The sequence below is a fragment of the Allocoleopsis franciscana PCC 7113 genome, assembly GCF_000317515.1.
GTDB classification, from domain to species: domain Bacteria; phylum Cyanobacteriota; class Cyanobacteriia; order Cyanobacteriales; family Coleofasciculaceae; genus Allocoleopsis; species Allocoleopsis franciscana.
Genome location: NC_019738.1, coordinates 5,083,157 through 5,098,568, shown reverse-complemented (window position 1 = coordinate 5,098,568; position 15,412 = coordinate 5,083,157). Strand labels below are relative to the sequence as shown.

Annotated in this window: 10 protein-coding genes; all 10 read right to left on the bottom strand. The window is 45.4% G+C overall.

Annotation, left to right across the window (positions count from 1 at the left end):
- Nucleotides 1-12 precede the first annotated feature (12 nt).
- The 10 genes from MIC7113_RS20890 to MIC7113_RS20845 all read right to left on the bottom strand — a co-directional run bounded on the left by MIC7113_RS20890 (nucleotide 13) and on the right by MIC7113_RS20845 (nucleotide 15,125).
- On the bottom strand, nucleotides 13-810 hold the full coding sequence (locus MIC7113_RS20890) for a dual OB domain-containing protein (RefSeq protein WP_015184174.1): 798 nt from the start codon (nucleotides 808-810) through the stop codon (nucleotides 13-15).
- 19 nt (nucleotides 811-829) lie between these two features.
- Nucleotides 830-1,276 carry a DUF488 domain-containing protein gene (locus MIC7113_RS20885; RefSeq protein ID WP_015184173.1) on the bottom strand — a complete coding sequence of 149 codons (447 nt, stop codon included), beginning with the start codon at nucleotides 1,274-1,276 and terminating at the stop codon, nucleotides 830-832.
- Nucleotides 1,269-1,922, bottom strand: coding sequence for a DUF488 domain-containing protein (locus MIC7113_RS20880; protein ID WP_015184172.1), 654 nt, complete (start codon nucleotides 1,920-1,922; stop codon nucleotides 1,269-1,271). The genes MIC7113_RS20885 and MIC7113_RS20880 overlap by 8 nt, the downstream gene beginning before the upstream one ends.
- Before the next feature lie 214 nt (nucleotides 1,923-2,136).
- Nucleotides 2,137-3,639 (bottom strand): GMC oxidoreductase, encoded by a 1,503-nt coding sequence (locus MIC7113_RS20875; RefSeq protein WP_015184171.1) that lies wholly within the window; start codon nucleotides 3,637-3,639, stop codon nucleotides 2,137-2,139.
- A gap of 64 nt (nucleotides 3,640-3,703) precedes the next feature.
- Complete coding sequence (locus MIC7113_RS34925; RefSeq protein WP_015184170.1) at nucleotides 3,704-9,937, bottom strand: AAA family ATPase; 6,234 nt, start codon at nucleotides 9,935-9,937, stop codon at nucleotides 3,704-3,706.
- Between the two features lie 274 nt (nucleotides 9,938-10,211).
- Nucleotides 10,212-10,820, bottom strand: a complete 609-nt coding sequence (locus tag MIC7113_RS20865; RefSeq protein ID WP_015184169.1) for a cytochrome c oxidase subunit 3 — start codon at nucleotides 10,818-10,820, stop codon at nucleotides 10,212-10,214.
- Nucleotides 10,817-12,526 (bottom strand): cytochrome c oxidase subunit I, encoded by a 1,710-nt coding sequence (gene ctaD / locus MIC7113_RS20860; protein WP_041780153.1) that lies wholly within the window; start codon nucleotides 12,524-12,526, stop codon nucleotides 10,817-10,819. The genes MIC7113_RS20865 and ctaD overlap by 4 nt, the downstream gene beginning before the upstream one ends.
- A 329-nt stretch (nucleotides 12,527-12,855) precedes the next feature.
- Complete coding sequence (locus tag MIC7113_RS20855; RefSeq protein WP_015184167.1) at nucleotides 12,856-13,842, bottom strand: cytochrome c oxidase subunit II; 987 nt, start codon at nucleotides 13,840-13,842, stop codon at nucleotides 12,856-12,858.
- Between the two features lie 192 nt (nucleotides 13,843-14,034).
- Entirely contained in the window at nucleotides 14,035-14,631 is a 597-nt protein-coding gene (locus MIC7113_RS20850) for a DUF2231 domain-containing protein (protein ID WP_015184166.1), read from the bottom strand.
- Nucleotides 14,628-15,125 carry a DUF2231 domain-containing protein gene (locus MIC7113_RS20845; protein WP_015184165.1) on the bottom strand — a complete coding sequence of 166 codons (498 nt, stop codon included), beginning with the start codon at nucleotides 15,123-15,125 and terminating at the stop codon, nucleotides 14,628-14,630. Before MIC7113_RS20845 ends, MIC7113_RS20850 begins: the two co-directional genes overlap by 4 nt.
- Nucleotides 15,126-15,412 lie beyond the last annotated feature (287 nt).

Genomic DNA, 15,412 nt, shown 5'->3' with positions numbered 1-15,412 from the left:
TAGAGGAAGTCCTCATGGACTGCTTGTAGGAAGGGATTTTAGGTAGCTCAAGAACTGAGTCATTTCAGTAGCAGTCAACTGCTTGCGTAATTGCTTATTGTAAGTTCGCTGCAAATATTCCCGTCCTTGATCAATACTCCAGCCAAGTCGCCTCATTTCAACTAAGATCAAGTCAGATTCTGACAATTCGATGACCCCCGCAACCAATTTCCAGCAGGATAATTCTTCTGAATTACTCCTGCGCCAAGGTTGTCCTAGGCTGATAGTAACTAAGCATTCATTTCCAATAGTTATACCTTGGTTAAGTTTGTCAATAAGAGTCAAGTCTGTAATTTTAGACCTCATCCGTTGTCCATTAACTGTTGGCAAGGAAGCTTCCCACTTTCGAGTGTCTGGATACTGACGTACATTAAGTCCAGTTGTTCTAATAAGTTGTAAGGTGCGTCTCTGATCGGGTGGCAGTGATTGTAGGAAGGAAAAAGGAACAGCATTTAGCCATTGACTATGAATAATTTCTTGTTCACAGTACAGAACTATATCTGTCAGTGAAGCGCGTCCTACTCGCTGCCATCTTCCAGGCAAGAGCGAGCGATTTTCACACTCGTAGCCAGAACCAGTAGTTGCTAGAGGAATTTCTAGAATGTCTAGCAATTTTGGCTCTTCACCATCAACTAAACACATACTCCTAGGAATCCGACCATCATCCAAATTGGACACAGGGCGAATCCATGTACCTGTAGAAATTTCAATACCTGCAATACATCGTTCACCATGTTTCTTGGAATTTGCAAAGCAGATAATTTGAGCCATAAATTTGATTCATCAATTTTTAGAGATGATATATATTTATGTTTGACCACTTATCCTTCAAATACTCTGCAACTAGACGACGGTGGCAATGGTGAGGTTTTGATTCACTACAGAGTAGACAACTACCAGTAATCACTTCTGGGGGAATTTTTTTTTCAATTTTGCGTTCGCTCATTAAATTCAAAAATTTCTTTTCATAAGTCTCCCAATTCCCATTATTTTTTTTATAATCATCCAAAATATCTTTAGTCGGTGCCAGCTCTAGCATATGAACGTATTCTATATCACCAATTTTGCGTAAAAAATACTCTAAATCGCTGCGTTTAGTAAATCCTGCTAATTGGGATATATTATTAAGGCGCGTGTCTATAACTCTTTTTACTCCAGCGTTAACAAGAGTATCAAAGAATTGCTGAGCCGTCTTTTTAGTAAAACCAATTGTAAATAAATTAACTGAGTTACTCATCCTGAATTACCGCTTTTTCTACATAGGCAATCTGATTACCCTGTCGCTTGTATGCTTCTTTTAGAGAATCTTTGGTTGAATATTGAATAGAAGAGTGAGCAGGAAGTGATAAATCATTAAATAGCGACAGTTGAACTGGCTCAAGCAATTCTGGTTGCTTTAGCCCATGTAGCTCTAAAAGTCTTTCTTCAAGATGTTGATGAGTCTCTAAATTACCGTTCCTCAAGATGTGGTTTATATCTAAGTCAAACTCGCGTAAGTGTTGACATACTAAAACAGCCCGATGACAGGTGATGGGATCTTTTTCAGCACACATCAGTGCAATTTTGTAGGTTGCTGCACCTTTCAATATCCGCTGAATACCCTGTGAAAATAAGTCAGTCGAGGCAATTCTTTCGTACAAAGCTTTGCCGTCAACATAGCAGCTTGGATCGCTGGGTCTTGCTCCTAATTCACGACCTAGGAAAACATAGCGAATTCCTACATCAAATAGTGCTGTTTTAAGTTGTGTCTGGTTAAAGTGGGGCAAATAGCGGCTGTAGGGGTGCGATCGCACATCTACCAAAGCCGTTACATCATGTTGTTGTAGTAGGGCAATAAACGCTTCAATGCTGTGATTGGAGTGCCCAATCGTAAAAAGTTCCATCGTAAAGAATCCAGTCCACTAGCTGCCATTATGCCACTGGTGCTGAATCCAGGAGCAATCATCATCTTGTCTTACTTAGTTAAGATACAAGCAGTAAGTCACTCCTAGGGAATTGTCATGGTACAGTACAACCCGTTGCAGTATCTTCCCAGTGCTGAAGAACTGCCCGAACGATACCCCTGTGGATAATGAACTGCAAATCCTCCAGCAACGCCTACTTCAACTGCTCGATTAAGCGATCGCCAACTCGCAAAGCATTGGCAATCACTGTTAAACCAGGACTCACACTGGCATGAGAGGGGAAAAAACTGCTGTCTACCACATAGAGATTATGCACGTCGTGGGCACGACAGTCCAGATTCAACACCGAAGTCGCTGGGTCTTCTCCAAACCGACAGGTGCCGCACTGATTAGCAACAACCTGTACAGGCATATCACTGCGAGGATGAGTTGTGCGGTTAAATACATTGGGCTGAGACTGCTCAACGCTTTTCAATACATCAACCCAACGATACACCAAGCGATCGTGCGCCTCTACATTATTCGGCGTGTAATCAATTCGCAGTTTGTCTCCCACATAGCGAACGCGATTGTCGGGATGGGGCAAGTCTTCCGTTTTCAGCCACCAACCGATGGAATGGGTTGCCAACTGCCGCAAGCCAAAATTGGGCATAAGCCTAGACAATGCCGATAAAACAGGGGGTGCTTCTGCAAAAATGACATCTTGAAAAATGCCACCAGAGTTTTGCACATGACCCATCGGATAGGGAAAATCCTTGTTTCCCCAATAAAAATCATTTAGCCCTAATGTGCGGGAAAATGACCCAGAATTAGCCGTCGAGGTTAACTGCACCACAACCGACAGCAGTTGTTTCATTAAATTTCGCCCGACCTGATTAGAGCCATTCGCAAGCCCGTTGGGGTGTTTTTCGTTAGCCGATCGCAGCAGCAATGCCGCCGAATTCACGGCACCACAGGCAAGCACTACGATATCGCCTAAAAATAAATAGGACTGCTCCCCAATTTTTGCCTCAACTGCTTTAATCTCTGAGCCTGATGGGTTGGTATGCAGACAAACGACTTTGGCAGACGTTTTCAGCGTCACGTTCTCATTGTTGAGGATTGGGGTCACTCCCGTGTCTTCAGCATCGGTTCTACCGTGTTCGCCCAACCCTAGCGGCAAATGTACAGGATGCAACCCCTGCTGAGAAAGAGTCTCCCCAATGCGTTGCACCATTGGCTCATGAGCTACTTCTGAAAACGGATAGGCTTCACTATGGGGCGGCTCAGTGGGGTCATCTTCGAGTTTACCGTGTACTTGATACAGCTTCTCAGCTTCTGTGTAGTAAGGCTCAAAGTCCTGATATTTTAGTGGCCATGCAGGAGAAACCCCACTCTGATGCTGCACTTGCTCGAAGTCACGTTCGCGCATTCGCTGCAAAACGCCACTCCAGATTTTTGTATTGCCACCAACGGCATAATAGGTTTGCGGATAAAACGGTTCCCCGGAATTGTCGTACCAGGGTTCAGGTGCATGAAATTGCTCTTTCTTAAAAACTTCTGTATCGACCAATTCTGAGCTTTCGCGATAGATTAGTTCTCCTCTATCTAGAAGCAAAATCTTTTTGCCAGTCGGTGCCAACTTTCGCGCCAGCGTTCCGCCGCCTGCACCCGTGCCAACAATAATTACGTCATAGTATTGGTCGTCAATGATCATATAGGCCTCCTGTTATGGGATGCTCATGTGCATTCTCTGTCTTAATTTAGAGAATTGGTATTACTTACATAGACTTTTTGCCTTGAGTAATGGGCAGCGCGATCGCAAACTCTGTTATTTGCTCCGGAGTTGAATGACACGTCAGTTCGCCCCCATGTCTTTCTACCACAATTTGGTAACTGATAGATAACCCCAAACCCGTACCGCTACCGACAGGTTTCGTGGTGAAAAATGGGTCAAATATTTTAGAGTGCAATGCAGGGTCGATCGCAGAACCATTGTTAGCAATGCGGATGACTACTCTGTTTTGTTCGACTACTTCAGTACTAATCCAAATTGTTGGAGATTGTTCGTAGTTCATTGTTGATTGTTCATTGCTTCGACCAAGTTCAGCAACTTTGCTATGAACGATGTAGCTTGCTTCTTGTGCTAGCGAGTACGATGAACTACGAACATTTTCTAAAGCGTCTATTGCATTGTTCAAAATATTCATAAAAACTTGATTGAGTTGAGCGGCATAACACTCAACATTGGGCAGTTCGCTATACTCTTTAATCACTTGAATTTCCGGGCGATTGGGCTGTTGTTTTAGGCGATGTTGTAAGATGACCAGGGTGTTATCGATGCCTTGATGAATATCGACTCGCTTGCACTCCCTTTCATCAAGGCGGGAAAAGTTTCGTAAAGACAGGACGATCTGCATAATCCGTTCGGCACCTTGTCGTATTGATGCCAGCAGTTTAGGGAAGTCTTCTGCAATAAAATTGGGTTCGATCGCGTCGATTTGTGCAGCAATCTCTGCAACAGGTTCGGGGTAGTACTGCTGATAGAGTGCAATGAGGTGGAGCAAGTCCTGTGCGTATCCCGTTGCGGGACTGATATTGCCGTAGATGAAGCTCGTGGGATTGTTGATTTCGTGGGCAATACCCGCTACCATTTGCCCCAGACTCGACATTTTTTCGGCTTGAATCAGTTGGCTTTGGGTGCGTTGCAAGCGTTCTAGGGTCAGTTTTAGCTCTTGTGCTTGCTGGTGCAATGCTTCTGTCCGTTCGGCAACTTGAGCTTCTAGGATGTGATTGTAATCCGTTAAAAGTTTTTGTGCTTGTTTGCGATCGGTGATGTCTTGAAAAGCGCCGATGGCATAAGCAACGTTCCCCTTTTCGTCAAAGATGGGTGTTCCCCGACTCTCTATCGGAATAACCCGATCCGGATGGTGGATTTCTACATCATCTATGGTAGCGCATTCCCCCCTCAACGCTCGCACGATTGACATTTGTTCGCTGGGGTACTGTTGATCGGTTCCCGCGATATAGACTTGATACACCTCTCCCAATTGCTCGGCGGTAGCTGATGGCACAACTCCCTTACCCAGTAACTCTATAGCCGTGCGATTGGCGTAGTAAGGTTTACCGCTAGCATCCAGCACTCCGATGCCTACAGGTATGGCTTCTAGGAATTGAGTCAGCCTTCTTTCACTTGCGTGTACTTCGGCGTAAAGTTTGGCATTGGTAATTGCGATCGCCGCTTGCCCGGATAATAGTTGTAGAATTTCCAACCGCTCAGGCGTAAAAGCACCGATGGTGAGATTGTTCTCTAAATAAACAATACCCCTTAATTGACCTTGGTTAATCAGCGGTGTACACAAGAGAGATTTAGTTTGATGCGCTTTGATATAAGGATCGTTTAGATTTGGTATTTTGGTTCCCCCCTTACCAAGGGGGGAGTTGGGGGGTGGATTTTGGATTTCACTGGCAGCATCGTTGAAAACAACTATTTCCTTCATTCGGACAACGTAGTTGATGATGGATGTAGGTAGGTGGTTGTCAATAGAGAGTGACTGAAACACGGGGACATTATCTGAATTAACAGTACCCGAAGCTTCAATAACCCATTGTCCTGCTTTCTCTAAAAGGAGAAAGCCCGTTTGCGCCCCAGTATTTTCGATGAGAATCTTCATCAAGGAACTGAGTAATTTATCCAGCACAATCTCACCGGAAATTGCTTGGGACGCTTTCATCACGGTGGCTAAATCCAATGTTTCGCCAGATTGACTGCCAGTGGTGGTTGTCGGATGTGTCGTGCGTGTGGAAGTAATGCTTTTCGCTGTCGATGATTTTGTGAGTAACTGCGGGTATTTTGCTTCTAAATCGTTGACCTTTGCCTTTGCCCCCCAGATTGTGTAGGTGTAGTGTGCCTCTTTCATATAGGTTCGGGCAAACCTCAATCTACCACGCTCTAAATAAAACTTGGCTGCTAACTCATACGCTAAGGCTTCTTCTTGAAGATATCCATTCTCCTTTGCTCCGTCTATCGCCCGTTCATAAAACTCTTCAGCTTCAAGAAATTGCCCTAAGACTCGTGCTTTCTCTGCCTTGACTAGATAAAATTTATGTAAATAATTCATTGGGGCGTGTTCTGCCCATTTCTGCATTTTTTCTTGGTTGGTGTTAACACAGTTTAGCCAAGCTGCTTTTTCAGAGTTTGAAGCATCGAGCGATAGGCTCAAAAGCGCTAGAGAATAATAGAAACAGAATACAGGTAGAATCATTATTGCTGACACCTGTTCAAAATGTTTCCTTGCCAAAATAGCAGTCTGTACAGCTTGATGGTGTTCTTCAAATAGATAACACAACATGACTTTGTGTAAATAGAGTATTTGAATTACAGTTCCATCTTTAACTGCAATAGCGTGTGATAACGCCTCCTCTTCATTACACACCCGACCAACTAAGCGACTGGGATTCTCAGACCTATCTAACAAATTAAGAATTGTCTGCCACACTATTGCAAGCCAATTCGAGGGGCTTTCCCGTCTGATTTGATTGGTCGCTTTGCTATAGGTTGCTGTTTTTTGTTCCAGTTGGGTGAGTTCCTCTCCAGCAGAAAACGAGTTATAGCATAGGTTATAGGCAGCATAACCAGCACATTCAAAGTCTCCAGTTTCCACTCCACTTTGATAGGCATCAGCCAGCATTGGTATTGTGTTGCTAAGATGCACCTTCCATTGCATGATATGGGTACCCGAAAACCTTAGGGTTCTAGCCTTGCCTCTTTTGTTATTCAATCGTTCTGCCGAGGTAATAGCCAATTGACCAAATTTATAGCCGAGTTCAATGTCTTGAACAACTCCACATAGAACAAATCCGTAGGCAGCATAATACATCGGTGACCAGATAGTATTACCGTAGGTGATTGATAAATTTACTGTTTTGCATATAATCAGTATCCACAGTGCTGGTAACGTTATAAATGCAGCAGACCCCATATTCGATAGGATTGTTATAGCTGCCAGTGGTTCTGGTGCAGCAATCTCTGGTAAATTAATCAAGTCTTCGATTTCTCGTTCAGCGAGTAATGCAGCCGTTGACTCCAATTCCCTCTGAGTATCTGCCTGACTTGGATTTTCTATTAAATCTATTCCCAGGAGCTTTAACGCTTCCAATCCAGTTTTGAGTGCTTCTTTCAGATTGCCCTGTGACAAATATCTTTGAATGCTGCTATCGTAAACCTGCACTTTGTCAACCACTGTCTTAGCGTGAACGAGTACCACTTCTATCAACTGTTCCATCTCATCAAAGCAACCCTGGAGATACGCCGCTTCTGCTGCTTCTGAGTACAGCGCTAAGGTGAGATCATACTCACTCTGCCAACTCTCTGAATTGAGGCGTTGAATCCCTGTCGTGAAATACTTAAAAGCTGCGTCATAAGCCGTTGCTGCCTTTGCTTTCTGACCTGCCATTAAATTCAATCTGGCAATTTCAGTTCGTTCTGATCGAGCCGTGACTAGCTCAAGTCCTTGATTGAGATGATCGATGATTTCAAACAACCGCTCGGAGCGTTGCTCTGGTGAAGTTTTTTCGAGCAAATTGCGACCGATTTGGAGATGAACAACCTGTTTTTGCGATTCATCAATCAAAGCATAAGCCGCTTGTTGCACTCGGTCGTGCAGGAATCTATAATCTTGGATTAACAGTTCTGTATTAAACTCAGATACAGGCAAGATTAACCCTGACTCAATTGCTATCAATAAGTCTTGGAAAATTACCGCTTCCGATTTTTGGCAAATAATGGAGAGGGTGTTTAAGTCAAAATTAGCACCAATACAAGCCGCCAAGCGTAAAACTTCCTGAGTGGATTGGGGCAGTTTTTTCAACTTAGCGATGGTTAATTCCACTACGTTATCAGTAATGTTTTGTGCCTCGATTTGAGCAATATCCCACTGCCAAAGACTCCTACCCCCCCTAACCCCCCCTTGGTAAGAGGGGGAATTGATTAATTTCTCTTGTACTCCTCCCGAAGTAAGTGAATGCTCTCTTTCTTCCCCCTTAAAAAGGGAGTCCTCTCTTACTCCCCCATTAACAAGGGGGGTTGGGGGGGTAAACACTAGTAAATTCTCAGCATAGAGAGTTTTCAGAAATTCGTTAACAAAGAAAGGATTCCCTTCAGTTTTCCCCTTCACCAATTCTGCCAAAGGTTTTACCGAATCAGTATCGCTGTGTAATGTATCGGCAATGAGATGACTAATATGCTCTAGTTTTAAAGGTGCTAAGGTAATCTGATTAATCGTTGCTTCTTGACGGCGCAATTCATCAAGCACCATCATCAAGGGATGGGTTGAGTTGACTTCGTTATCCCGATACGCCCCAATTAACAAGAGGTATTGCGTATCTATATCCGTCATCATCAGTTCAATTAACTTGAGAGTTGCCGAGTCTACCCACTGCAAGTCATCCAGAAAGATGACTAAGGGATACTCTTTTGTGCAAAAGACCCTGATGAAGTTTTGAAAGACCAAATTAAAGCGATTTTGAGACTCAGCACCGCCTAACTCTGGCACGGGCGGTTGTTTGCCAATAATCAGTTCCACTTCGGGAATCACATCAATAATGACCTGTGCGTTTGGCCCCAAAGCCGCTAAAATTTTTTCTTGCCATTGTCGCAATTGTGCTTCACTTTCACTCAAGAGTTGCCGCATCAATCCACCAAAGGCATGAACAACGGCAGAGTAGGGAATATTGCGCTGCAACTGGTCAAATTTACCGGAGATGAAATAGCCGCGTTTTTCGGTAATCGGCTTATAAATTTCTTGTACCAGTGCTGATTTACCAATACCGGAATAACCAGCGACGAGCATCATTTCGACGCAACCTAACCCCCCTCGCCCTTCCAACCCCCCTCTATCCATCCGACGCGGGGGGAGGACAGAGGAAGAAACCTTTTCTTTATGGAAGGGGGAAGTTGGACTCCCCTCTTCTGGTAGGAGAGGGATAGGAGGAGAGGTTAACTCGCCTCCAGCTACTCGTTTAAATGCCGCCAGCAAAGTTTCAATTTCCGCTTCACGTCCATACAGTTTTTGCGGGATTTGAAACTTGTTGGAAATATCCTGAGAACCAAGACGAAAATTTTCTACTCTACCCGTTGCCTTTACCTGTCGCAGGCATTCCTCTAAATCCGCTTGAATTCCCCAAGCACTTTGATATCGATCCTCGGCATTTTTCGCCAACAATTTTATGACAATATCTGAAACAGATTGAGGAACTTCTTCCCTTCTGCCTCCTGTCCTCACTAAAGCTCCGGTCTGCCTTCTGCCTTCTTTGGGTGGAACGGGTTGTTTGGCGATATGACAATGCACCAGTTCCAAAACATCATCCGTAGTAAAAGGCAACTTCCCGGTAAGCAATTCGTAGAACGTAACACCAAGGGAGTAAAAATCTGTGCGATAGTCCAGAGTGCGATTCATCCGTCCGGTTTGCTCCGGCGACATATAGGCTAAAGTCCCTTCTAATCCATGAGGATGAACTAGAGGAGGACTATTGGACGGTAAGCGAGTGGAAATACCGAAGTCGATGATTTTAACTTGCCCCGTTTCTGGATTGAGGACAATATTACCTGGGTTAATATCTTTGTGTATGACGTTGCTGCTGTGAATATTGCCCAAAATTTTGGTAATTTTAATCGCGAGGCTTAAGAATTCGGGTAAGGGCATCGGGTAATACCCCTGTGGCGAGAGCTTCATCCATTTCTTTAAGGATTCCCCGCCAAAATCCTCAAGAACGATCACTAAACTTCTCTGATATTCCTGTTGACTATAAGCCTTAATCACTCCTTCTAGATTTAAAGAGTGAGTAATGGCATATTCCTTTTTGTAGCGAACAATTTCCTGGGGACTTGGATAGTCTTCTTTAAGAACCTTGAGGATTACAGGTGTGTTATCATAGTTTTTTATGCCTCGATAAACTAGGGAATTGGCACTTTCATAAATTGTTGCTTTAACGGTGATATTATTGAGTAAAAGCATGAATTGCAATAATTTATGTATACCTCAATAATTACATAGGATAAGTCAGTACGAAAGGACAGACAGGATTGTTGCTTGAATTGAACCCAGGACAGATTTTAGTGTCTAAAACTCAGCACTGCTGTAGCTTTTTGTTAATGCGTTGCCAAGTTCCATCCATGCGTTATTGCCGAAAGCGTTGATAAGCTAATCAGCATTCTAGTTGCAAAGTGGAAGACAGGGGGAGAAGATGATAGAGTTTAAATGCACATCACCTTCTGCCTTCTGCCTTCACTCATTGCCAAACATAAATCAATGTGTACAACACGATCCAAATGACATCGACAAAGTGCCAGAATAAAGACGTTGCTTCAACACCAAAAAAACCGTTTTCGTAGTTACCAGGGATAAACGATCGCCCCAACATCAAGGTTTGCAGCAGAATACCGGTGAGAACGTGCAAGCCATGAAATCCGGTGAGTAAATAAAAAGTGCCGCCAAACAATCCTGACTGAATGCTGAAGGATAAACTGCGCCATTCCACCGCTTGCCCCCATAGGAAATAGCTACCCATCGCCATCGTGGCTAACAGAAATAGGCGAAAGCCCCACAGCTTTTTATCGTGTAAATAACGTTCAGCCACGTAGATTACAAAACTACTGGATACCAGCACGATTGTATTAATCAGTGGCTCTCTGGTTTCTAAGCCAGTAACACCAGGCGGATACCAGTCAGGACTAGTGGTTTTGTAGACGATGTAACCCGCAAAGAAGCTCAGGAAGATGACACTTTCCGACAGCAGAAACACGATAAAGCCAAATTTACTGTTTCCTGCTTCGTCATGCTCCTGGTGCTGTCGAACGTTAGCTTCAACGTCTTGTGCAATCGCTTTTTCTACTGTCATGATGTTTGCTCCTGAGTAAACGATTCAGGAAATTCAGTTAAGCCTGGGTTAGGAACGTTCCCGACCAATGGTTCGTTGCTACCGTAGCCGTAGGGACGCGAAACCACAATCGGTGTTTCTTCAAAGTTTTCGACTGTGGGTGGTGAAGAGGTGAGCCACTCTAAGCCATAAGCCCGCCAGGGATTGTTGCCCACTTTATCGCCCCGAATCCAGGAACTCACCATGTTGAGAATAAACGGTAGCGTAGACAGCCCCAAGAGAAACCCGCCCAGACTCGCTAAGACATTCCAGTAGGCAAATTCTAGGTCATAAGATGCGACACGACGGGGCATTCCCATCAACCCAGCGGGGTGCATGGGCAGGAAGGTTAACGCCGTTCCCAGGTAAGTCAAGGCAAAGTGCAGTTTGCCCAACCCTTCGTAATACATGCGTCCGGTCATTTTGGGGAACCAGTGATAGATTCCGGCATAGATGCCCATAACGATCGCACCATACAACACGTAATGGAAATGTCCAACCACAAAGTAGGTGTTGTTAACGTGAATATCGATCGGCACAGAAGCCAGAAAAATTCCAGTAATGCCAGCAAATAGCCAGTTACTAATGCCACCTAGCGCAAATAGCATTGGCGTGGTGAAGCGAATCTTGCCACCCCATATCGTTGCCACCCAACCAAACACCTTAATACCAGAGGGAACGCCTACCAGCATCGTAGTCACCATGAAAAACATCCGCATCCAACCTGGAGTGGCACTGGCAAACATATGATGTACCCACACGAAAGCGCTGATAATCGTGATGAGGATGGATGATGCCGCAATCACCCGATAGCCAAATAGAGGTTTACGGGCATGAACAGGTAAAACTTCAGAAAATATCCCAAACACGGGCAGAACCATCACATAGACTGCTGGATGGGAGTAAAACCAGAAAAAGTGTTGATAGAGTATAGGGTTGCCGCCTCGGTCTGGTGCAAAAAAGCTCGTACCAATCGTGATATCGAGCAACAGCATTACCGCACCCCCAGTTAGCGCAGGTAGCCCATATAGTTGAATTAACTGCGCCGCCAGCACTGACCAGACAAAGGCAGGTGTTTTAAACCAGGTCATTCCTGGTGCTCGCATCCGGAAGATGGTAGTGACAAAATTCACCGCGCCCATGATCGAAGACACGCCCGAAATTGCCACTGCCAAAATCCACAACACTTGCCCGTTAATCAGATTTCCGGTTGGGTTTTGCAAACTCACAGGCGGATATGCCCACCATCCTGACTGCGACGGGCCTCCCGGCACCAGAAAACTGGCCAGCATGAGAATTCCCACCACGGGAACCATCCAGAAAGAAACCGCATTGAGTCGGGGAAATGCCATATCTCGTGCCCCAATCATTAGCGGAACTAGATAATTTCCCAGTCCTACTAAAACGGGGAATGTCCACATAAACAGCATGATCGAGCCATGCATCGTGAACAGGGCATTATAAACGGTGCGATCGACCAGATCGGCGTCGGGGGTAATGAGTTCACCCCGCATCACCATCGACAACAAGCCTCCAATCAAGAAAAAGAAGAACGATGTGACGATGTATTGAATGCCGATGACTTTGTGATCGGTGCTAAAGGTGAAGAATCGCTTCCAGTTGTCGGGCGCACCGGGATACGGCTGTCCGCGAACGCCTTTGATCGGTTCAAGAGAAATGTTGGTCATAGTTTGCTTGTTTTGAGGGGGAAGGTAGAAGGCAGGAGGCAGAGGGCAGAAGGGGAAGAAGAGAAGATGAATTGAGGAAAAGGCGATGAAGGTAAGAGAACGAACTAGTACAAGAAGGCAGAAGGCAGGAGGCAGAAGGCAGAAGGTTGAAAGGCTTATACCTTCTACTTTTGGCTCTTTCATTAACTGGTCACTTATTTCCGCCATGCTGCACTAGGAAGATGACAGGGAACACTATCTGAGGAATATCTCGAAAACTTAAAACTTCTATCTTTTGCCCTCTTCCTCCTCCCTTCCTTCTGCCTTCTGCCCTTTGCCCTCTGCCTTATTTACGCTGGTGGGCTATCCGGTTCAGGCTTGGGCGCATAATTCACTACAGGTGGCGGTGCAGGTGGGATGCTGTTCCAACCACGAATGGCTACCTTGCCTTTTGTTGCACCCTCCCGATCGCTTTCTTGGCTGTACTCAAAAGCAGCCTGATTAAAGGCAGGGGTGGGCGATTGAGCAGCAGCATCGGCAAGCCATTGTTGATACTCGTCGAATGGCTGAACGACGACATCTGCTTGATTTGCCGCAAAGTAAGTGCCACTAAACATGGAATCGCGCAGGCGATAGGTTCCTTCTTTTACGGGAGTCAGTTCAAAATCGATTTCGCGATTGGGAACGACATCTTGCTTCAGCCGAAATGCCGGAATGTAAAACCCATGCAATACATCCTCCGATCGCAACGTGAACCGCACCCGGCGACCGACCGGTAAATGTAACTCAGTGCTAGTGATATTCTGTTGTGGATAATGGAAAACCCATGCCCATTGCTTAGCCGTCACGTCAATTTGCTCAATGGGAGCCGTTTGGGCTGCATTCTGAATTTGCTGTTGAGGGCTGCTATCAAAGGGTTCGGCGTAAGCAGACTGCATCACCTGAGGCATGTGCAAATGCACCAGTTCCATCGGCCCTCGTACCGCCATTTTTTCGTAAGTCCGATAGCTCACAAAGGAAAGCGTTAACACCAAAACCAATGGTATTCCCGTCCAGACAATCTCCAGCCAGAGGTTGCCTTCAATCGGGGGGCCATCGCTCATGTCATACTTACTGGCGCGATGAAAGACCAACGAGTAGAGGAAAGGGCCGATCACCCCTAAGTAAATGAATGTACCTAACCCAGTGAAGAGACTGAATAAATCATCCTGCAACTTTGCTTCTGCTGCCGCTTCTGGCGGAAACCAGGAATAGGATTGTTTCGCCATCCAAAAGCTAGCCAAGGCAGCCAGGATGGCATAGACCGTCATTATTAGAATTGCGCGGAGTTTGAGCATGAGAGCGATCGCATCATAGTTAGAACAGTGAACTGAGAGGATAAGGCAGGAGGCAGGAGGTAGGAGGCAGAAGGAGGAGAAAGGTAAGGGTTCTTCTGCCTTTTGCCTTTTGCCCTTTGCCTTTAATTAAAAGGAGAAAGCAGGAAAAACGAAGGGTTACTTCTGCCTTCTGCCCTTTGCCTTCTGCCTTCCCTATAGTTGATTAGGATTTTCGCCTAAGTGCAGCATTTGATCGGCTGTAACGTGAATGCCGAACTCAGCACCTAGATGTGCACCCAGTGTTCCCTGCACAAACATCAAAGCAAAAACAAATAAACCAGCAGCGAGATAACTCCACTGCACCTGTCTTGCCATGTCTTTACGCCAGCTATAGCGTTGAAAGCCCCGCCAAACGGTCATTCCCACAATCAAGGTCAAAATCAGTACCCCGCCTACGCCGTGTAGAATCATCGTTTCCAGGGCATGAAGCCCCCAGGCGCTGGTGACATCGGTAAGCGGTACGGCTAAAGAAACTTCAAACAAACCCGCCATGACTGTAAAAAAGGTAATGATTGCTGATGCCAGTAGGTTATACCAACCAACATCAAACAGCGAGGAGCGGGTAACGGGAATCGCCAGAAACTTAAACGCCGCTTTGTCGAGGGGATACAGCACCCCTACAATGTCAAAGGCGATCGCTACGATAAATAACCCTAGCGTTAGATGTACCAGGTTGGGATGGATGGGAATTAGGTAGGGCAATCCATTCACGCCCAAACTACTCCACTCTTTCAGCAGGTCTGGATTCATGACAAGCCCTCTCTGATTGCATCTACAACAGGAATTGTATGCAAGCCATAGACCCACACGAGTAAGCTGCCCAGGTATGTCTGAATACAAACGACGCCAACTAGGAGTACACTTGCTGCCAGATAAGGAATGGGTAACTGCGGTCTTTCCTGCAACCGAATCACATAGCGCCATGCGGTGACGATTGCCAGAATTCCCGAAAGCGACCAGCCCAAAATTGTATGGATATTCAGCGTTGAAACCGATGCCGCGTAAGGTTCTGCCAGACCAGCTTCAATCTGTCCAAAAATAATTGAAATGAAGATCGAAACGGTTGCGAAGGCCAGATTCCACCAACTGACTTCATACAATTTGGAATTTTTTGTGAAATACCCCAGGAGATCGCAAAACACTGCAAACAGCACCATCGCAATCACGAAATGCACCACGATTGGGTGAATGGTATCGGGATAAGGAAGGTTATGCTCGTTGAGAGGCGGAAGATACTTAAACACAGGTTTTCAGAAAAATCCAGTGACAGTGAAATGAGGGTAGTCCTGAGAAATTATCTGGGCAATTCAACTGCCGAACGGGATATTTAATAAAGATCTAATAGACATAGAGCAATAACTCCTGAGTTTCAAGAGTCCCTGTTTGGAGGTTAGCCTCATTTTTTGTGTGACAAAATCAATCTAAAGACAGAGAAGCCTCCTCCTTCCTCCATAGGGGCGAAGCATTTGGGGAGCAATTTATCGCGATCGTCTACAATTTTCAGTCGGAAGGCTTCACCTTCAACAAGGGG